The sequence below is a fragment of the Psychrobacillus sp. genome (genome assembly GCF_032154225.1).
In the GTDB taxonomy this organism is placed as follows: Bacteria; Bacillota; Bacilli; order Bacillales_A; family Planococcaceae; genus Psychrobacillus.
The window spans coordinates 42,174-60,877 of the sequence record NZ_JALDYF010000010.1 but is presented as its reverse complement, the minus strand read 5'-3'; the positions used below and the strand labels follow the sequence as shown (position 1 = coordinate 60,877).

At 37.3% G+C, this 18,704-nt stretch carries 20 protein-coding genes and 2 pseudogenes; 5 read left to right on the top strand and 17 right to left on the bottom strand.

Annotated features, from left to right (window positions below; translation table 11 throughout):
* Positions 1 to 81 precede the first annotated feature (81 nt).
* Positions 82 to 424 (bottom strand): annotated as a pseudogene (locus RUH95_RS13705) (hypothetical protein); the annotation flags it as partial.
* Between the two features lie 438 nt (positions 425 to 862).
* Here RUH95_RS13705 and RUH95_RS13700 point away from each other — a divergent pair.
* Together RUH95_RS13700 and RUH95_RS13695 are read left to right on the top strand one after the other, a co-directional pair.
* Positions 863 to 1,321 carry a general stress protein gene (locus RUH95_RS13700; protein ID WP_313893444.1) on the top strand — a complete coding sequence of 153 codons (459 nt, stop codon included), beginning with the start codon at positions 863 to 865 and terminating at the stop codon, positions 1,319 to 1,321.
* A 32-nt stretch (positions 1,322 to 1,353) separates the two neighbouring features.
* Positions 1,354 to 1,674, top strand: coding sequence for a YflT domain-containing protein (locus tag RUH95_RS13695; RefSeq protein ID WP_313893443.1), 321 nt, complete (start codon positions 1,354 to 1,356; stop codon positions 1,672 to 1,674).
* Positions 1,675 to 1,886: 212 nt separating this feature from the next.
* Here RUH95_RS13695 and RUH95_RS13690 read toward each other — a convergent pair.
* Positions 1,887 to 2,069: pseudogene (locus RUH95_RS13690) on the bottom strand (GntT/GntP/DsdX family permease); the annotation flags it as partial.
* A 497-nt stretch (positions 2,070 to 2,566) separates the two neighbouring features.
* Here RUH95_RS13690 and RUH95_RS13685 point away from each other — a divergent pair.
* Positions 2,567 to 2,713 (top strand): lmo0937 family membrane protein, encoded by a 147-nt coding sequence (locus RUH95_RS13685; protein WP_313893442.1) that lies wholly within the window; start codon positions 2,567 to 2,569, stop codon positions 2,711 to 2,713.
* A gap of 983 nt (positions 2,714 to 3,696) precedes the next feature.
* Here RUH95_RS13685 and groL read toward each other — a convergent pair.
* Both groL and groES read right to left on the bottom strand, forming a co-directional pair.
* Entirely contained in the window at positions 3,697 to 5,328 is a 1,632-nt protein-coding gene (gene groL / locus RUH95_RS13680; protein WP_313893441.1) for a chaperonin GroEL, read from the bottom strand.
* A 31-nt stretch (positions 5,329 to 5,359) separates the two neighbouring features.
* Positions 5,360 to 5,644, bottom strand: coding sequence for a co-chaperone GroES (gene groES / locus RUH95_RS13675; protein ID WP_313893440.1), 285 nt, complete (start codon positions 5,642 to 5,644; stop codon positions 5,360 to 5,362).
* A 183-nt stretch (positions 5,645 to 5,827) separates the two neighbouring features.
* On the opposite strand from groES, the gene RUH95_RS13670 reads away from it, so the two are divergent.
* Positions 5,828 to 6,541 (top strand): CPBP family intramembrane glutamic endopeptidase, encoded by a 714-nt coding sequence (locus RUH95_RS13670; RefSeq protein ID WP_313893439.1) that lies wholly within the window; start codon positions 5,828 to 5,830, stop codon positions 6,539 to 6,541.
* A 22-nt stretch (positions 6,542 to 6,563) separates the two neighbouring features.
* Here the strand turns inward: RUH95_RS13670 and tatC are convergent, their stop codons facing one another.
* From tatC to RUH95_RS13655, 3 genes are all read right to left on the bottom strand, one after another.
* Positions 6,564 to 7,334 (bottom strand): twin-arginine translocase subunit TatC, encoded by a 771-nt coding sequence (gene tatC / locus RUH95_RS13665; protein WP_313893438.1) that lies wholly within the window; start codon positions 7,332 to 7,334, stop codon positions 6,564 to 6,566.
* Between the two features lie 17 nt (positions 7,335 to 7,351).
* Entirely contained in the window at positions 7,352 to 7,546 is a 195-nt protein-coding gene (locus RUH95_RS13660; RefSeq protein WP_313893437.1) for a twin-arginine translocase TatA/TatE family subunit, read from the bottom strand.
* Positions 7,547 to 7,647: 101 nt separating this feature from the next.
* On the bottom strand, positions 7,648 to 8,280 hold the full coding sequence (locus tag RUH95_RS13655; RefSeq protein ID WP_313893436.1) for a redox-sensing transcriptional repressor Rex: 633 nt from the start codon (positions 8,278 to 8,280) through the stop codon (positions 7,648 to 7,650).
* Between the two features lie 129 nt (positions 8,281 to 8,409).
* Between RUH95_RS13655 and RUH95_RS13650 the strand changes: the two genes are divergently transcribed.
* Complete coding sequence (locus RUH95_RS13650; RefSeq protein WP_313893435.1) at positions 8,410 to 10,344, top strand: ABC-F family ATP-binding cassette domain-containing protein; 1,935 nt, start codon at positions 8,410 to 8,412, stop codon at positions 10,342 to 10,344.
* A 410-nt stretch (positions 10,345 to 10,754) separates the two neighbouring features.
* Here RUH95_RS13650 and tsaD read toward each other — a convergent pair whose 3' ends face one another.
* The 10 genes from tsaD to RUH95_RS13600 all read right to left on the bottom strand — a co-directional run bounded on the left by tsaD (position 10,755) and on the right by RUH95_RS13600 (position 18,701).
* Positions 10,755 to 11,774, bottom strand: a complete 1,020-nt coding sequence (gene tsaD / locus RUH95_RS13645; protein ID WP_313893434.1) for a tRNA (adenosine(37)-N6)-threonylcarbamoyltransferase complex transferase subunit TsaD — start codon at positions 11,772 to 11,774, stop codon at positions 10,755 to 10,757.
* The gene (rimI, locus tag RUH95_RS13640) at positions 11,771 to 12,232 is read right to left on the bottom strand and encodes a ribosomal protein S18-alanine N-acetyltransferase (protein WP_313893433.1); all 462 of its coding nucleotides are present in this window, start codon (positions 12,230 to 12,232) and stop codon (positions 11,771 to 11,773) included. The genes tsaD and rimI overlap by 4 nt, the downstream gene beginning before the upstream one ends.
* Positions 12,222 to 12,908, bottom strand: coding sequence for a tRNA (adenosine(37)-N6)-threonylcarbamoyltransferase complex dimerization subunit type 1 TsaB (gene tsaB, locus RUH95_RS13635; RefSeq protein ID WP_313893432.1), 687 nt, complete (start codon positions 12,906 to 12,908; stop codon positions 12,222 to 12,224). The genes rimI and tsaB overlap by 11 nt, the downstream gene beginning before the upstream one ends.
* The gene (tsaE, locus tag RUH95_RS13630; protein WP_313893431.1) at positions 12,905 to 13,357 is read right to left on the bottom strand and encodes a tRNA (adenosine(37)-N6)-threonylcarbamoyltransferase complex ATPase subunit type 1 TsaE; all 453 of its coding nucleotides are present in this window, start codon (positions 13,355 to 13,357) and stop codon (positions 12,905 to 12,907) included. The genes tsaB and tsaE overlap by 4 nt, the downstream gene beginning before the upstream one ends.
* Positions 13,358 to 13,658: 301 nt before the next feature.
* Positions 13,659 to 14,069: a YugN family protein gene (locus RUH95_RS13625; RefSeq protein WP_313893430.1), complete on the bottom strand. Its 411-nt coding sequence runs from the start codon at positions 14,067 to 14,069 to the stop codon at positions 13,659 to 13,661.
* A gap of 262 nt (positions 14,070 to 14,331) precedes the next feature.
* Positions 14,332 to 15,336: a histidinol phosphate phosphatase domain-containing protein gene (locus RUH95_RS13620; protein ID WP_313893429.1), complete on the bottom strand. Its 1,005-nt coding sequence runs from the start codon at positions 15,334 to 15,336 to the stop codon at positions 14,332 to 14,334.
* Complete coding sequence (locus RUH95_RS13615) at positions 15,336 to 16,118, bottom strand: DeoR/GlpR family DNA-binding transcription regulator (RefSeq protein WP_313893428.1); 783 nt, start codon at positions 16,116 to 16,118, stop codon at positions 15,336 to 15,338. The genes RUH95_RS13620 and RUH95_RS13615 overlap by 1 nt, the downstream gene beginning before the upstream one ends.
* On the bottom strand, positions 16,115 to 17,119 hold the full coding sequence (locus RUH95_RS13610; protein ID WP_313893427.1) for an ABC transporter ATP-binding protein: 1,005 nt from the start codon (positions 17,117 to 17,119) through the stop codon (positions 16,115 to 16,117). The genes RUH95_RS13615 and RUH95_RS13610 overlap by 4 nt, the downstream gene beginning before the upstream one ends.
* On the bottom strand, positions 17,116 to 17,901 hold the full coding sequence (locus RUH95_RS13605; protein WP_313893426.1) for an ABC transporter permease: 786 nt from the start codon (positions 17,899 to 17,901) through the stop codon (positions 17,116 to 17,118). Before RUH95_RS13605 ends, RUH95_RS13610 begins: the two co-directional genes overlap by 4 nt.
* Positions 17,901 to 18,701 (bottom strand): ABC transporter permease, encoded by an 801-nt coding sequence (locus tag RUH95_RS13600; RefSeq protein WP_313893493.1) that lies wholly within the window; start codon positions 18,699 to 18,701, stop codon positions 17,901 to 17,903. Before RUH95_RS13600 ends, RUH95_RS13605 begins: the two co-directional genes overlap by 1 nt.
* Positions 18,702 to 18,704 lie beyond the last annotated feature (3 nt).

Here is an 18,704-nt window from a genome sequence, read left to right as displayed (position 1 = left end):
CATTGCTTAATCCTCCAGTTGCTCATCATTCTTACATTCAAAGTCGTTGAGCAATGCACACACGATATCTGTTGACTCTGTGATTGTCAAAAGTGTATTTGGAGCTAACTCATCACGTAGTTTCTTAATCTTTGGAGTCAGTTCCCAGTGCGCATCCACAACGCTCATTTCCCGAAAGTGTTCGGGTTTCCCCCATCCATATATGGGCTACCATCGGTTGCTCATCTTCTGTAAAAGCCAAAAGCCCGTGAAGACTAAAAATCCCTCAGGGTGACAATAGCTCTACGTGTTCGTAAACTCTAAAAAAAACATCAGGCCTTGCTGATTCAGCTACTACATGGCGAAACACAACATTCGTCACATCTTCCATCGGCGCTAATATAAAAAACCATCGTGGTAAATCATGTAAAAATTTATCGTTCATATTCAACCTCCTATCCTCTCATTATGGGGTGCCAGTTCAACCCATTATCCAAAAGTGCTTGTTGTATTTATACTGGAAATCAAAATATAAAAAATATTGATGTAGTAATTGTAGCTGTATCTGGATATCGATTTTTTGTATCAACCTTATCCATTTACTTGAATAGAAAAGGTTTGTGGAAAGAGGCAGGCTCTAACGATCGACAAAACTACTTCTTTTTTGTAACGGGGGATGAAACTTTCTAACAGGAGTATCATTTTAAATTGATTATGAATTTTACAACACACAGGCAGAGTTTATTAATGGAAAAATCCATTTCCGTAATGACATTCTTGGTGGCAATCCACAAAAAATATGTTTAAAAAAATAGAGTGCGGGTATTATACAAGCAACTGAGAAATCAGTTTTTTCACAAAAAAAATGGGAGGTATTACTAAAATGACGAAGTTTCATGTAGTAGGCTATTATGATTCAGAATCTGAAGCAATCTCCATGATTGAAGACTTAAAAAGACAAGGGTATTCATCCGATGAGATTTCAATTATTAGCAAAGATTCACGGGATGAGAATCATATAGTAAACGAGACAGGTACTCACGTAGCAGATGGCGCTGCAACTGGTGGTTTACTCGGTGGTATCAGTGGAACACTAGTAGGATTAGGTGTACTCGCCATTCCAGGTATCGGGCCTATTATCGCCGCAGGACCAATTTTGGCGGGTATAACTGGTGCAACAGCAGGTGTGGGAATCGGCGGACTAGCAGGTGCTCTTATCGGTATGGGTATAGCAGAGGAAGAAGCAGCCCTCTATAATGAGCACTTTAAACAAGGGAAGATCTTGCTTCTCATTGAAAGTGATAACCGACCTGTCGACCTACCTAAACGTTCAATCATTTAATAGCATCAAAATAAAATTTGGAGGGATTTATAATGACAGAAAATCTGACAGTAGAAAATGTGCTACAAGCAAAAGAACAAGTGGAGAAACTTGAAATTAAAGGATATTCAAGGGATGAGATTTATATTTTCTCTCATTCCAAACAACGAGGCGATCATATTTCAGATGCACTGCATACAGAGGAAGTTGGAATAGAAGAACAAGGGTTTATTGATAGTATAAAAAACATGTTCGTTTCTCGCGGGGACGAACTACGAAGTAAGATGGAAGCAGCAGGGTTGTCTGCCCATGAAGCAGCTAACGCAGAGGCAGTTCTAGATACAGGAAAACTTATAATAATTGCTAAGAAATAAGTGTAAAAACTTTATTCATTTCTTGTATACTATTGACACTAAGCAATTCAGATAACTATCAATAAAGCAATCTCGCTAACTAAATAACCCCATTAAAAATTGACAGTCACTGTAGTCAATTTTTAATGGGGTTTTAATTGCGCTCATACTCTAGTATTTTCAGCTACCACACAAATCGATTCAATTCTGAATTGCCCCATGCACAGGCAAAACTAAACCAAAATTACCCAAATAATCATTGTCACCGTTATTGCCGTAACACCTTGCAATAATGTAGCTATAGTTTGCACTTTGTACGCAACAGTTAAAGACATCCCACTGAATTCTGTAATTACCTATAAGAAACTGTTGTTTACATGACTGATCGTCATTGCACCGGCTCCAATTGCCATCATATCCTTCGAATGTCATCAGCCTCAAGGTAGTTATTTGGGACCCTTTTAAAGTTCGGTAGCATTCCTTCGCCAATATAGTTTTTTGTGAAATAGTGACGCATACCGTCAAATGAAATGACCATATAAGTGGAGCTGTTCTCATTATTCGCAGAATATGAATACTAGAATAATAGACGTTAATTTTTCGATTACTTTCAATGTTATACACTTTTTTCATTGTTATTAGACTCCTAGAACATATCCCTTTTATTGGAATACGAGAAACCTATGAGTTTGGTAAAACAGGAATTCTTTTTGATAATAAAAACAGTTTTTTAAAGTACGTAATTTAATTTTAAAAGTAGTTAGCTGTAGAAGAAACAATCATAAATTTTTAAACAATCAAAACATTTTTCTGGCCATTATTGATTTTGGAGGTTTAAAAAATGGATGTAAAAGGAATATACATTACTATAGTGCAGTTTAAACTAAATACATTTTTAAAGGAGATATAAAACATGTTGTGGACAATTATAGGTATTCTAGTTATTTTATGGCTACTTGGATTTTCGTTTTCAGTCGGCGGAGGATTAATCCATCTACTCCTTGTCATTGCAGTAATCGTACTAATCGTTCGACTTGTATCCGGTGGCAGAGCCATGTAGGTAACTGTACTAGAAACAATCATGAATGTTTAAACACTCACGAAAGTTCGGTGCATAGGCAGCACCTAGTAGTACAGTAAATAGAAAAGTGGAGGATTCGGTTAACAGTCCGGATTCTCCACTTTTCTTAATTTCTCTTGTACCATTTAGTTAATAATCACATACGAAACAGAACCCGTAATGGAATCGGTGGAAGTTGTCGAGGTTGAAGATCTCGGAGAAGGGGTTTAAGTTTCGGAAGATGTGATGATTGTAGACGAGGATGAAAGAAGTAAATTAAATTCCTCAGTGAATGGCTTTGTATGTCTGTGGAATCCGTGTTCTTTTAAAAAGTTTGGAAAAACTTTATTTCCGACATAAGGAAGAAAGTTTTGTTCAAGTTCTTTTCCATTAACTACAATTTCTTCTCCATAAATGTCCATTCCGCTCAAATTTTGATCAATTTGAAAATAGGTATATTCATTTTTTTTAGTGTTTGTGAAAAATCATTCTTCTTTCTATCATTATAACCTATAGGAAGAATGAACGACATATGTGAACGTTGAATACCCAGTTTATTAATTAAAGCAGTTTTTGCATAAGCATACATCCTTCCATTATTGAAAACTTGGATATTCGGTTAACAACATAATGAATAAAGAAGACACCCTTAGGATATAGATTTCATTTGAAAACTACTGACAATAAGCGTTTGCGGTAAAGAATACTCCGCCGAATCGGAAAAGTCTTCTAATTGATATTAATGCTATCCAATCTATTCCCTAATCCGTAAAGGATAAACCACAATGATTGTAACTCATGAGAAAACGTCTACATAAGTTTATTTATACATTATAAAAGAAAAACAAAAAAGGCCTCTCAAAAGTTTGGTCAACTAATGAGAAGCCTTCAATGGCCCGAAAATTATTTAAATTAAGTTTTTGGGCTTCAAAAATGATGACATATGACGCGAAAACCTTGTACGAAAGGGTTTAATATTCTAATTACATCATGCCGCCCATTCCACCCATGTCAGGCATGCCCATTCCTGCGCCGCCTTTTTCTGGAATATCTGCTACTACTGCTTCTGTTGTTAAGAATAAAGCAGCTACTGATGCAGCGTTTTGAAGTGCTGAACGAGTTACTTTCGTTGGATCTACGATACCAGCGTCCATCATGTTAACCCATTCGCCTGTTGCAGCATTGAAACCGATACCGATTTCTTCGCGTTTTAGGCGGTCAACTACGATTGAACCTTCAAGACCAGCGTTGTTTGCGATTTGACGAACTGGTTCTTCTAGTGCACGAAGTACAATTTTCAGTCCAGTTGCTACGTCGCCTTCTTGGCCAGCAGCTACTTCAGCTACTTTGTTGTATACGTTTACTAGTGCAGTACCACCACCAGATACGATACCTTCTTCAACAGCTGCGCGTGTTGCGTTTAGAGCATCTTCAATACGAAGTTTGCGTTCTTTTAGTTCTGTTTCTGTTGCTGCTCCGACTTTCACTACTGCAACACCACCAGCAAGTTTTGCAAGCCGTTCTTGTAGTTTTTCTTTGTCGAATTCAGAAGTTGTTTCTTCTAATTGAGCACGGATTTGACCAACACGGCTAGCGATGCGATCTGAATCTCCGTTACCTTCAACGATTGTTGTATTTTCTTTTGTTACAACAACTTTTGACGCGCGTCCTAGTTGAGTAATGTTTGTAGATTTCAATTCTAATCCTAAATCTTCTGTAATTACTTCAGCGCCAGTTAGGATAGCAATATCTTCTAGCATTGCTTTACGACGATCTCCGAATCCTGGTGCTTTAACAGCTACAGCATTGAAAGTTCCACGAAGCTTGTTCACAACTAGAGTAGCTAATGCTTCTCCTTCTACATCTTCAGAGATAAGTAAAAGAGGTTTACCTTGTTGTACAACTTGCTCAAGCACTGGAAGGATATCTTGAATGCTAGAGATTTTTTTATCTGTAATTAAAATATATGGATTATCTAAAACAGCTTCCATTTTATCAGTATTTGTCGCCATATATGCAGATGCATATCCACGATCAAATTGCATACCTTCTACAACGTCAAGCTCTGTCGTGAATCCTTTAGATTCTTCGATTGTAATAACACCGTCGTTACCAACGCGTTCCATAGCTTCAGCGATTAATTCGCCTACTTCTGTATCACCTGAAGAAATAGCAGCAACTTGAGAGATGGACTCTTTGCCTTCAATTTCTTTAGAAATTGCTTTTAGTTCTGTAATTGCAGCTGCAACAGCTAAGTCGATTCCTTTACGGATACCAACTGGGTTTGCACCAGCAGTTACGTTTTTCAATCCTTCACGGATCATAGATTGCGCTAAAACAGTAGCAGTAGTTGTACCGTCACCAGCGATATCATTTGTTTTAGAAGCAACTTCTGCAACTAGTTTTGCACCCATGTTTTCAAATGCATCTTCTAGTTCAATATCTTTTGCAATCGTTACACCATCATTTGTAATTAGTGGTGAACCGAATTTTTTTTCTAAAACGACGTTACGCCCTTTTGGTCCAAGCGTTACTTTTACAGCATCTGCTAGTTTATCAACCCCACGTAGCATTGCACTACGAGCATCTTCACTGAACTTAATTTCTTTTGCCATGTTTTTTTACCTCCTAATTATTATCCGTATATTAGCCGATTACAGCTAGAACATCGCTTTCGCGTAATATTAAATATTCAGTACCTTCATATTTCACTTCTGTACCTGCGTATTTAGAGAAGATGATGCGGTCCCCTTCTTTTACGTCCAATTCAACGCGAGTGCCGTTATCAAGTACTCGTCCAGAGCTTACAGCAATAACTTTCCCTTCCTGTGGCTTCTCTTTAGCAGAGTCTGGAAGTACGATTCCGAATGCTGTTTTTTCTTCAACTTCGATTAATTCGATTACGATACGATCACCTAATGGTCTTAACAAGTGAAACTACCTCCCTAAAATAGTGGTATTTTGTATTATTAGCACTCTTACTCTTTGAGTGCTAACACACTTTTAATAATAAATAATCGCTATCTATATTGCAAGCAAGAAGATTAACTTTTTGTTTTATTTCAAAATTGCTTTACAATTGAAAGAGAATTGATATTAGAAAGGAATAAACAAATGAAACAACAAAAAACCGCTCTATACATTTTAATTACTTATTGCATCATGCAACTTTCTGGTGTCGTGTTTGCACCGCTTCTTTATAAACTGTTCATAGCAATGGACTTAAAAAATTCCGAGCTTCTTGCTTCAGGTTGGTGGATATTTTTAAGTATGGGAATCGCTACCCTAATGACATTTTTAATCATTCGAAAAGATAAAACCTTTTTAAAACCATTAAAAGGACAAAAGTCTACGATGTCGGGTGCTATTGGTTGGGGAATTATTGGGTTTTTCCTTGTCTTTTTTGGGCAAGGTATCGCAGCATATATTGAGCTTACCCTTGGTGTAGAGCCTGGTTCTGAAAATACAGCACAATTTATTGAAATTGCTCATTCTGTACCGTTTGCTATATTTTCAATTGTTATATTTGCTCCGATATTAGAAGAGATTATTTTTCGTCGGATTATTTTCGGTACTTTATTGCCAAAAACTAATTTTTTCGTTGCTGCGATGGTCAGTGCCATTGTGTTCGCAACTATTCACTTTGAGTTCACACACATCCTACTATATGCGGTTTCGGGTTTTATATTCGCTTTCATTTATTACAAAACAAAGCGCATCATTGCCTCGATAATTTCACATATGATGTTAAATGGGTTCGTCGTACTCTTTCAATTTTACGGGGAAGCAATCCAAAAGTTTCTAGAAACATATTCTCAAATGCCATAAGAAAAAGCCTTCTCCCGAATGATTAATTCGATTGAAGGCTTTCTTGTTGTTCTTCTATTTGACGCTTTTGCTCTGCTTTTAAATACTTACGATAACCAATTTTAGAAATCGCTATACTAATCTCATACAAGATAAGTAATGGAACTGTCACTAATAAATGAGACATAATATCCGGTGGCGTAATAAATGCCGCAATTGTAAATAAACCAAAGTAAGCATATTTTCGTACTTTTACCATCATCATCGGGGTAATAAAGCCAAGTCTTGTGAAAAATAACAAGGCAACTGGCAACTGAAATATTACTCCAAAAGGTAATGTGATTTGAAAAAGAAAATTAAAATAATCATTAATCCCAATGAGTGGGGTAACTCCAAGATCCCCCGCTAATGTAATCATAAATTTCATCACAAATGGAAATAGCACAAAATAAGAAAAAGAAATTCCCGCTAAAAAAAGGATGAAAGAGTATGGAATATAACTTAATGTTGCTCTTCGCTCCGTTTCATGAAGACCCGGGCTTACGAATGACCATAATTGATACAAAATAACGGGTGACGTAATAACGAAGGCAAGAAATAAAATAACCTTCAAATAAATCATCACTGGGTCCGTTACTTGGAACACATTTAACGGTAAATTTTCCATTTGCTCATTAGCTTGTAAAAAGTGAATAAGCGGCTTTGCAAGAAAAAAACTTCCTACAATCCCAAGAATGAATACAATGGCAACTAGCCAAAGCCTTTTTCTTATTTCTTCTATATGTTCAATTACAGTTAAATCTTTTGAATTCATCGGACATACATCCTAACTTACTTTTCTTCAATCTTCTGAGTGTCGACTTTTTTTACCTCTTCGTCGTCATCATCTGCAAGACCTTTTGTTGCATTTTTAAATTCACGCAATGTAGTACCCATCGCTTTTCCAAGCTCCGGTAATTTCTTTGGACCAAACAATAGTAATGCAACAATTCCAATGATGATTAAGCTTAACGGACCTGCACCCATGTTAGGCACCTCCTCGTGTAATATTCTCTTATTTTACAACATAATTGATCATTTAGCTATTTCTGAGCGTCATTAAATGTGACATTTTTACGTCATTCGACTTACTCATTTCGTATTTGATAGATTAATGTTTGCAATTCAACAGACAAGTCAATGGATTGCACCCTTATATGATCTGGAACTGTGAGTCTCACTGGAGCAAAATTTAATATTCCTTTAATACCTGTTTTTACTAGACGATCTGCAAGGTCTTGTGCTGATCGACTTGGTACAGTGAATATTACTATCTCAATCCCATACTCTAGTAACTTTTCCTCTAGAACACTAGGATTAAACATCGGAATATCGCTTTTTACTACTCCTTCTACCGGTGCTTTTGTATCGAAGGCAATAACAATCTTCGTATTATGGTTCTTTTGAAAATTATATTTTAAAAAGGCTGTCCCGAGACTACCAACACCAATAAGTGCAACATTAGTAGCTTCATCTTGATCTAATGTTTGTCTGAAAAAGTTAAGTAAATGTGCGACATCATATCCGTATCCTTTTTTCCCTAATGCACCAAAATGAGAAAAATCACGCCTAATTGTAGCGGAATCGATTTTCATCGCATCGCTCAGTTCCTGTGAGGAAACTCTCTTTTGACCAGCATTAAAAAAGTTTTGGATAAATCTATAATATAAAGGAAGTCTCTTTGTTGTTGCTTGCGGAATTCTTTGAAGTTCAGGTTTCATAAAAACCTCCTAGTTTATTCGACGAAATCGATTTTATATTACTAGACATTTATCCTATTGTAAAGCTATAGCGTTGCAACCCCAAGCCCTATCTATTACACTTAAGAGAGAATTGAGGTGCCAATAATCGTGATTATTCTACAAGTGAATCAAGTAACAAAATCCTTTGCGGGAGAAGATATATTAACAAATGTAAAATTAGAAGTCCAAGACCGTGATCGCGTTGCATTAGTTGGTCGAAACGGTGCTGGGAAATCTACTTTACTTAAAATAATAGCTGGTGAAATGTCTCATGATTCTGGAGACATTATTATCCCTAAAAATATTCGATTCGGCTATTTAGAACAACATGCCGGTCTTGAATCCAAGTTGTCTATTTGGGACGAAATGATGACTATTTTTAATCATTTAATCGACTCTGAAAAAGAGCTTCGTTCCTTAGAAACACAAATGGCTGATCCCTCCATCTATGAAGATCCAGAGGCTTATGCAAAAGTTACTGCGACATATGATGAATTGCAAATTTCATTTAAAGAAGCTGGCGGCTATAGATTTGAGTCTGACATACGCTCTATCCTTCACGGTATGCAATTTTTCCCTGAAGACTACGAAAAGCCAGTCCAAGCATTATCTGGTGGGCAAAAAACAAGACTTGCTCTCGCGAAAATGCTGCTAAGTAAGCCTGATTTACTCATTCTAGATGAGCCTACTAACCATCTTGATATTGAAACATTAAGCTTTTTAGAAAACTACTTAAAAAACTATAATGGTGCCGTACTCATCGTTTCCCATGACCGCTACTTTTTAGATCAAGTTGTTAACTTTGTCTATGAAGTGTCTCGTCATAACGTCATTCGATTTGTCGGAAACTACAGCGCTTACTTGGATCAAAAAGCTAAAAACTATGAGCGAGACAAAAAAACATTTGATAAGCAGCAAGAAGAAAAAGCAAAACTTGAAGACTTTGTTAGTCGTAATCTTGCCCGTGCCTCTACGACGAAAATGGCACAATCTAGACGAAAAATTATCGAAAAAACAGATTGGATGGATGCGCCAGATGGGGATGAAAAATCCGCCACTTTTGGTTTTACGATTGATCGTCCTAGTGGCAATGACGTACTTCGACTTGAAAAAGTAGCTATCGGCTATCCAAACAAAACAATTTCTTCGAACATATCTTTTTCTGTCTACAAACAAGACCGTATTGCCCTTGTCGGACCGAATGGCGTCGGCAAATCTACTTTGCTTAAAACTATTATGAAGCAGCTAGAGAGCGCAAACGGGACGATTCAATACGGAACAAACGTCCAATTCGGATACTACGACCAAGAGCAAGCAGCCCTTTCTGGCAATAAAGCCGTCTTAAAAGAACTATGGGATGAATGGCCATTAATGAATGAACGAGATGTGCGAACAGTACTTGGACGATTCTTATTTTCAGGAGACGATGTGCAAAAAACAGTTTCCACCCTATCTGGTGGCGAAAAAGCGAGACTTGCTTTAGCTAAACTAATGCTGTTAAAAGCAAATACACTTATACTAGATGAGCCTACCAACCATTTAGACTTAGATAGTAAGGAAGTTCTCGAAAATGCGCTACTTGAGTTTCCAGGAACAATTCTTTTCGTATCGCATGACCGTTATTTTATTAACAGAATTGCAACGAAAGTAATTGAATTATCTACGGAAGATGCTGCACTATTCCTTGGGGACTATGACTATTACTTAGAGAAGAAGCTGGAACTAGAAGAAATCGCTTTAGAAAATGCAGTCGTTGAAAAAACCGTTGTCGTTAAAGCTAGCACTTCGTTAATTGACAAAGATGCGAAAAAGAAAGAAAGACAACTAAGACGACAATTAGAAGAACTAGAAGACCAAATTCCAACAGTTGATGACGGAATTGCTGCTATTGAAGAAAAGCTTTGCCATCCGGAAATTTTCCAAGACCACGAAGCAGTCCAACAACTACAAAGTGAATTGGATGAACTAAAGGAGAAGCAAGACAATTTATCGAATGAATGGCTTGAGCTACAAGAGCAAATTGAAGAACTTGAAACAAACTAAAGATGCCCTTGATGGGTATCTTTTTTTGTTCATTTGTCGGAATCGCAAGTTCAAGTGTCCAAATCGCAACATTAAGCAAATATATCCAACTATCCTGTCGATTCTCCTCCATATATGTAGGTCAAGTAGTTTTTTCAGCCAAATGTTTTTCCACAAATTTATTCACATAAAAAAACAAGTGATACCAACATATCAACAGACTTATCCACATCATCCACAGTTTTCAAAGTTTTTTTTCCACATAATTGTTTGTTAAATAGACACAATATATTGATATAGTTAATGTTATACACAACTTATCCACAAATTGTGCATAAGTACGAACGTTCCCTATTGACAACTCTCATTATTCCTGTTAAAAAAATCCTCTTTTCTTGTCGAAGAAAAGAGGATTTCATTTTATTGCTTATTTAGTTCCAGCTTTTAAGCTCTAATCCTGGTAAACCGTTCATCGATAAATCACCCGTTTTTCCAGCCGTAAACTTAGAACTTCCTGCTGCCGCAATCATCGCTGCATTATCTGTACATAGTGCAATTGGTGGCACATAAAAAGGAATGTTTTCTTTTGTAAATGTTTCTTCAAGCGCCTGACGGAGTCCTTTATTTGCAGCAACTCCACCTGCCGCTATTACCTGTTTCACGTTAAACTCTCTTGCGGCACGAAGTGTTTTTTTTGTTAATACTTCAATAACACTTTGTTGGAATCCAGCTGCTAAATGGTTTGGATTAATTTCTTCCCCACGCTGCACTGCATTATGCTGATAATTGATAACGGCAGATTTCAAGCCGCTAAAACTGAAATCATACGATCCTTCTTCCAACCACGATCGTGGAAATGGCACTGCTCCATCGCTTTCATTTGCTAGCTTGTCAATATGTGGTCCGCCTGGATAAGGAAGATTTAGCACTCGTGCTACTTTGTCGTAAGCTTCACCAGCAGCATCGTCTCGCGTTTCTCCAATTAGTTCAAACTGACCTTCTTCTTTCATTAACACTAGCTCGGTATGTCCGCCAGATACTACTAACGCTAAGAGTGGGAATTCCATCGGCTGTACAAGTGCGTTTGCATAAATATGACCTGCAATATGATGTACTCCGACTAACGGAAGTCCATTCGCAAAGGCAAAAGCTTTCGCTGCATTTATCCCTATTAAAAGTGCTCCTACAAGTCCAGGTCCTTCTGTAACTGCTACAGCATCCAATTCATTCGGTGTCATATTCGCTTGTTTTAATGCTTCTTCCAACACAATCGTAATTTGTTCTACATGATGTCTAGAAGCAATTTCTGGCACAACTCCTCCAAAACGTTTATGACTTTCGATTTGAGAAGCGACTACGCTAGATATAATTTCTCGGCCATTTTTTACAATCGAAGCTGCTGTTTCATCACAGCTCGTTTCAATTCCTAATATATATTGATCTTTTATCATTTGAACTCCACCCACATCACTAGTGCATCCTCTCCGGTATCTACATAATAATTTTTCCTAATCCCGCCATCTTGGAAACCTAGTTTATAATATAAGTTTTTGGCTACTTCGTTCGTTACACGTACTTCTAATGTCATCAGTACAACTTTCTGTTCAAGGACAATTCGAATAGCTTCTCTCATTAATCCTTCCCCAATTTTCTGCCCTCGCATACGTTCCGCAACTGCCACATTCGTAATATGGCTTTCATCCATTACAAGCCACATTCCGCAGTAGCCAATAATTTCATTCTGCTCCGTCTCTGCAATAACATAGTAGGAATATAGGTTTGTCGTCATTTCATGCTCAAATGCTTCTCGCGTCCAAGGAACCGTAAAAGCCTCTTCTTCTATAAGCAAAATTTGATCAATATCTTCTAATGTCATTTTTCGATAGGTGATTAGTTGATTATTTTCCATTTTTCTTCTGCTCTTTCATCCAGTTTGCTTCGGCCTCTGTCACTCGTAAATACTCTGGCACAGTCGCATGGACTTCCGTTGCCTCTTGTTTTTTCGCAAGTTCGATTAATACAGCTGCACTTGGCAAAGATAATGCTGCGGTTGCATATTGCACCTTATCTCCAAGTACTTCTTTTATTTGCTCCCAATGGATGCTTACGTCCATTCCGACGAATAAAACCGGTTGCCCCATTTCATCGAGCGTTTCCAAAAGATCTTCAAGAGACATATGCGATTCCTTCACTGTTTCTCCGTTCATATAAATACCAGCAAACACATTGCCACGTCTCGCGTCCATGATGGAACAAACGACTCCATTGAAAAACGGCGCATTCCCAGCTAAAACTTCTAAACTAGAAACGGACATGATCGGAATATTAAGCGTCCAAGCTAATGTTTTTCCGATTGTTACTCCAATACGAACTCCTGTGTATGAACCAGGTCCTTTTGCAACAGCAATTGCGTCGATTTCATTCGCTTGAACACCTGCTTTTTTTAGCAATTCTTCAATCGCTGGCATCGTACCAATTGAATGTGTAATTTTCATACCTGACTTGTACTCTGCAAGTACTTGTTCATCTTTCATGACAGCTACCGCTAGCGGTGTATGTGATGTATCTATCCCTAACCAAATCATCCAAAAAGCTCCTCGCATAATTGTTCATATCGTTTTCCAAAAGGTTCAAACGTAAAATTTCGTTTGTCATCTTCTACTCGATGTATCTGAATCGCCAAACGTTCTGACGGTAAATCTTCTTTTATTAGGTGAGCCCATTCAATAATACTCACTGCTTCTCCGTAAAATAGCTCGTCCCATCCTAAATCTTCATCGCTATTTGCTAAACGATACACATCTAGATGATTCAAAAATAGTCTTCCTTCATATTGCTTCAATATCGTAAACGTTGGGCTATTCACATTGCGTGTAATTCCAAGCCCCTTCGCCACACTTTTCGTAAATGTTGTCTTCCCTGCCCCTAAGTCTCCTTCTAATGTGAGCACATCTGCAGGCGCTAACAATGTCGCCAGTTTTCCAGCAAGCTGTTCAGTTTCTTGCTCCGAATTAATCATCCGTTCATATATCATCGGTCGCTTTCCTTTCAAGTACTGTTCTATTTGCTTTCTATTATAAAGAAATACGTAGCGGAATGTAAGTGTTGCGTATTAGAGGTGGATAAAGAGGGGAAATGTTCAAGTGGTTTCCGACTTGCTCTAAGCTTAAAATTGAGCTATATGTTAAACGTGAAAATTAAGAAATACCGTTAATTTCAGCTTGGAATGGAATCCATTCTAAACATTTATATAATTTTGTATTCAAAAAAAATACTATCTCCCTTAATTCACAATTAAACATAGTGTTTTTAAGTGAATTAGAGAAATAGTATATTTACATAACAAATCGTAGAAGTTGTTCTACAGCTTCTTTTCCAACATGCTCCCATTTGTTTTTATTTGATATTTGTCCATCCGTATCAAGTGGCTCTTGGAATTGATTAAACCCACTTGCACTGAGTAAAGAATTTCCATCGCTATCCAAGCCTATATTTACGACATGCTTAATAACAAAAGGCCTTTGAAATTTTATGTACGCTCCGCTTTCATCGAGTTCGCCCTCTACTACAAGAAAAGGTATTCTCAAATAAATTGTTTCACCGCCTTCTCTCCATAAAATGGAGTCAAAACTCCCCTTATGATATTCCCATCCCCCTCCCAAACAATAGCCCAAGCTTTTAATGCCATCTCTTACATATCCAAAGTAAGTATTTTTTCCTTCAAGATCAGTTTGTAATTCAATCACACTCATCCACTCCCTTATTATCTTTCCGTAACATTATTACCTCAAAATCAATTAATAATACGGATAGGTAGATCTAAAATCCATTTTTCTTCAATTAGAATAACCTTTGATTTCCGTTATGGCGAACACAATCCTTGTATAACAAAACGCCACAAAAGTCTGTGATTACTCCGTTCATAACATACCAATTATATAAATATATCCCCACATATCTTTCAAAGAAAAAGACCGCTTCATGTTTTCACATTGAAACGGTCCCTTCTTATATTGAATGGTATGTTCTTTCTCTTTTATCAAACCCGATAAGTCTCTCAACACCCAAAGACTTTAAACTTTCTGTATTTACTAAAGTATATTTTCCTAAGTCATCCGGGAAATGTGAGTCGGAGGAAACCGTAAATTCTACTCCTTTGGCAACTAATGTTTTCAAAAATGCTGGCCCAGGGCACATTTCTTTTACAGGATATCTATAAAATAACCCAGCATTCACTTCTGTTGCAGTATTCGTTTCTACAAGTGCACTTGCAATTCGTTCATACCACATTTGATTAAACGCCTCATCCTCTACTTTATAGCCAAATACTTTTAAGTTATCTAAATGAGCAACAAAGTCAAACATACCTGAACGAATTGCTTGTTCAACTGTTTCAAAAAAACGTTCGTAAAGCACTTTTAAGTCTACCTCTTCAAATTTATTTGCTGTTTGGGGATTATCAAACCCCCAGCCATCTACAAAATGAATGGACCCTATGACATAATCCCAAGGCTGATTTTGAAGCAATTCCGCAAGTTCCCGTTCACAGCCTACAAAATAGTCAGCTTCTATCCCAAGCTTCAACTCAACGCCTTGCTCACTCCAGCGTTTCTTCTCCTGTACAATGAAATTTGTAAAATCGTTCATATTTTCAGTCATCACTTTCCCAAGCCAATCCGACTGTAACTTTCCAATTGGATCATTCTCATCTAACAACATATTCTTCTCAAAATAATTCTTCGTCTCTTTAAAACGATATAAATGATCGACAATACCTACCTCTTTTAACCCTAGCTGCTTTGCTTTTTGCAAATAAAGATCAAGCCATTCTTGACTAAAACAACCTTTGTCCAATCTATTTTTCAATGCATCAACTTGCCATTTCATATATTCCTTCGAATTTTTATCAAGGTCCTCACTTTGCCTAAAAGAATTAATAGCCTTCGCAGTTCGATCTAACCAACCAAATGAGTATGGTCCTTCTTCTAAATGCACATGATAATCTATTTTCATTATCTTTGTCCTCCGTTCGTACACACCCATATATTTCGAAACACTTCCCAATCCGCAGGACAGCTTTCATTACAAATCACTTCTGTTAATTCAGATATTTTACATATTGTATAAAATGATTTTTGTTTTATTTTACTAGCATCTGCTAACAATATTCGAAACTCACTTTTTTCCACCATTTTAGAAGAAACGAGCGACTCATCTAAATCATAGTCATATGCAATACCGCCATCCATGCCACCACAAGATAAGAAAACTTTGTCTATACTCATTTTGTCCAGCCATTCTAATGTCATCGCACCTGCAACAGACGATTGCGTTGGATTTGTTAAACCACCGAGTAAAATAACTTTCCCTGTCATTCGTTGCTCTTCCATCGCCAAGTTAAATCGTTCAGCTGCCGCAATGGAGTTTGTTACAACGGTTACATTACTCACTTCCTCCACAAAATCTGCAATATGAACGGTTGTTGTTCCAACATCCACTGCAATAATATCTCCATCCGAAATTCTTTGGGCTGCCATCTTTGCAATTTGACGTTTCGCTTCTTTTTGCATGTCCAGCTTTCGCAAAAACTCCGGCTCTTTACGCAAATTCAAAAACTTCACAGCACCGCCATGCACCCTTGTTAATAAATGCAGTACTTCTAATTCAGCAAAATCTCTACGAATCGTTTCAGGTGCAACTTGAAGCTCATCTGCAATTTCAGCAACAATTACCTTCTTGTTGTGTTGTAATTTATCCAAAACATACGCATGTCTTTCTACTTTCGAAAAAGTCATGTTAACTCAATCACATCTTTTGGTGCAACATAGCATTCATAAGCTTTTCCAACTTCAAAATGCTGCGCACGTTGATGAAGCTGTTCAACTGAATAAGTTCTGTCTCCTGCTTGAAATACAGTTCGGATAACATTTCCACTCATTACAGATTCCTTTGCAATACCAATCATATAAAAATCATCTGCTTCCATTTTCACATGAATTGCTTCGGGTCTAATCGCAAATTTGGCACCTTTACCTGGCAATGTCTTGCCAATCATTTTCTCCAGCTCCTGACGTGAAAACACATTATAATGTCCGATAAAGTTAGCGATAAACTCGGTTTTAGGCTTCGTATAAATTTCAGTTGGAGTTCCTATTTGCGCTATTTCTCCTTTATTCATAACTAAAATCTTATCCGAAACAGCCATCGCTTCCTCTTGGTCATGTGTTACTAAAACCATCGTCATCCCCAGCTCCATTTGAATAGAACGTAAATCCGATTGTAATTTTTTACGAATTTGTGCATCGAGTGCACTTAAAGGCTCGTCTAATAACAATACTTTCGGACGCACAATAAGCGCACGAGCAAGTGCAACGCGTTGCTGCTGTCCGCCTGATAGCTCATGAGGATACGCATCCGCTTTTTCAGTTAAATGTACAATATCCAATATTTCTTGCACTTGTTTTTCTATTTCTTTTTGCTCCATTTTTTTCATCTTCAAACCAAAAGAAACATTTTCTTTCACAGTCATATTTGGAAACAAAGCATAGGATTGAAACACCATCCCTACTTCCCGGTTTTTCGGCTGAATGCGGGTCATATCTTTTCCTTCAATTTTCACTACTCCAGCAGTTGCATCTGTTAGCCCAGCAATAATTCGTAAAATCGTACTTTTCCCACATCCACTTGGACCAAGCAATGTGACAAACTCCCCTTTTTCAATCGTCATATCAATATTAGATAACACCGTAGAAGTACCGTATTTTTTATGAAGACCTTCAATCACAACATAGCTCATGTATTTGCAACACCCTTCGATCGTTTAGTTAACACAGAAATTGTAATTGTTAATATCCCCATCAATACTAGGTAAACAAATACTACTGCACTCGCAATATGGCCGCTCGTTTCTAACTTTTTCACCAAATATATTTGCACTGTTTCAAAACGAGACCCTACAACTAAGTTAATAAGAACAAATTCACCGAACAAAACGGAGAAAGACAATAATGCCCCGGCAAATAATCCTGGATACACCGATGGCAATAAAACCTTCAAAAACGATTGCACTTTAGAAGCACCTAACAACTCCGCTGCATCTAATAACTGCCTTGCATTCACATTACGCAAACTATTTCGTGTGCTTTGATAAATATACGGCAATATTCCTATCACATACGCCCCTAAAACAACGAATACCATCGGCACACCTATTTTCGAATATGCACGTATTAAACCTACTGCCAAAATAACACCTGGAAATGCATACACCATAACTACTATTGCTTGAATCCACTTCTCATACTTCGGAAAATAAAGAACAATAACAAAAATAGCTGGTACGACAAACAAAAATGCGATGACGACTGCTCCACCCGACAAAAGGACAGTTCTTCCAAACGCTTCGATGAAATTCATATCTTGAAACAATGTAGAAATCCATTTAAACGTAATACCTTCTGGAAAAATAGTTTTGTTCCATTTTGTTGCAAAAGCATAAAGAGAAGTAGCTAATATAGGAAAAAACAAGTAAAGAACTAGAATGACAAAAAACAGATCAGGCAATCCTCTTTTTTTCACTATAAATTCCTCCTTGTCTTTTTAATGCTCCACTCACTTAACAGCATCGCTGTAATCATCGTTACCCCAAGTAAAACGGCAATCGCACTTGCAAGCTCCGGTTGTGCGAAAATATCTCCTGTTAATAATGCCCCGATTCTAATAGCAACTAAATTATACGAACTGCTCGTTAAGGCATAGGCTGATGCATAGGCTCCCATTGCATTGGCAAATAAAATACTAAACGTCCCAACAATCCCAGGAAGCATAATAGGAATTCCTATCTTTCTCCAAAACTGAAAAGGAGAAGCACCCAACAACGCTGCCGCTTCCTTCCATTGCTGCTGAATACCGTAATAGATTGGATAGAGCAACATTAACGAAAGTGGTAATTGAAAGTAAATGTATATAAGTAATAAGCCACTCCAACTATATAAAGAAAAAGATGAAAAAGAATCTATTCCCCATTTTTCAAATAACAATGTAAAAAGCCCACTATTTCCAAGCAATATGATAAACGCAAATGCCAAAGGAACACCTGAAAAATTGGATGTTAAATTCGAAATAACTAAGATCCGTTCTCGTACAGGCTCTGAAAAACGCATCATGGCATACACAGCAAACAATGTAACAACAAGTGCTACTACTGCGGAAACCGCCGAAAGTGTAATACTATTTTTAAATCCTTGGAGAATATAACTATTCGTAAATACTGTTTTATATTGCACAAACGTGAAGCCACCACTATTACTAAAGCTTGAGATTACCATATACAGCAACGGGACGATAAAAAATAGAAGAAGCAATACGACAAATGGCATGAG

Coding starts and splice junctions, on each gene's coding strand:
- groL (WP_313893441.1), bottom strand. CDS start 5,328: ATGGCAAAAGAAATTAAGTTCAGTGAAGATGCTCGTAGTGCAATGCTA.
- tsaD (WP_313893434.1), bottom strand. CDS start 11,774: ATGATAAAAGATCAATATATATTAGGAATTGAAACGAGCTGTGATGAA.
- RUH95_RS13610 (WP_313893427.1), bottom strand. CDS start 17,119: ATGAGCTATGTTGTGATTGAAGGTCTTCATAAAAAATACGGTACTTCT.
- RUH95_RS13685 (WP_313893442.1), top strand. CDS start 2,567: ATGTTGTGGACAATTATAGGTATTCTAGTTATTTTATGGCTACTTGGA.
- RUH95_RS13620 (WP_313893429.1), bottom strand. CDS start 15,336: ATGAAAATAGATTATCATGTGCATTTAGAAGAAGGACCATACTCATTT.
- tatC (WP_313893438.1), bottom strand. CDS start 7,334: ATGAATTCAAAAGATTTAACTGTAATTGAACATATAGAAGAAATAAGA.
- RUH95_RS13670 (WP_313893439.1), top strand. CDS start 5,828: ATGAAACAACAAAAAACCGCTCTATACATTTTAATTACTTATTGCATC.
- RUH95_RS13700 (WP_313893444.1), top strand. CDS start 863: ATGACGAAGTTTCATGTAGTAGGCTATTATGATTCAGAATCTGAAGCA.
- rimI (WP_313893433.1), bottom strand. CDS start 12,232: ATGGAAAATAATCAACTAATCACCTATCGAAAAATGACATTAGAAGAT.
- RUH95_RS13695 (WP_313893443.1), top strand. CDS start 1,354: ATGACAGAAAATCTGACAGTAGAAAATGTGCTACAAGCAAAAGAACAA.
- RUH95_RS13615 (WP_313893428.1), bottom strand. CDS start 16,118: ATGACTTTTTCGAAAGTAGAAAGACATGCGTATGTTTTGGATAAATTA.
- tsaB (WP_313893432.1), bottom strand. CDS start 12,908: ATGATTTGGTTAGGGATAGATACATCACATACACCGCTAGCGGTAGCT.
- RUH95_RS13600 (WP_313893493.1), bottom strand. CDS start 18,701: ATGCCATTTGTCGTATTGCTTCTTCTATTTTTTATCGTCCCGTTGCTG.
- RUH95_RS13660 (WP_313893437.1), bottom strand. CDS start 7,546: ATGGGTGCAGGTCCGTTAAGCTTAATCATCATTGGAATTGTTGCATTA.
- tsaE (WP_313893431.1), bottom strand. CDS start 13,357: ATGATATATGAACGGATGATTAATTCGGAGCAAGAAACTGAACAGCTT.
- RUH95_RS13655 (WP_313893436.1), bottom strand. CDS start 8,280: ATGAAACCTGAACTTCAAAGAATTCCGCAAGCAACAACAAAGAGACTT.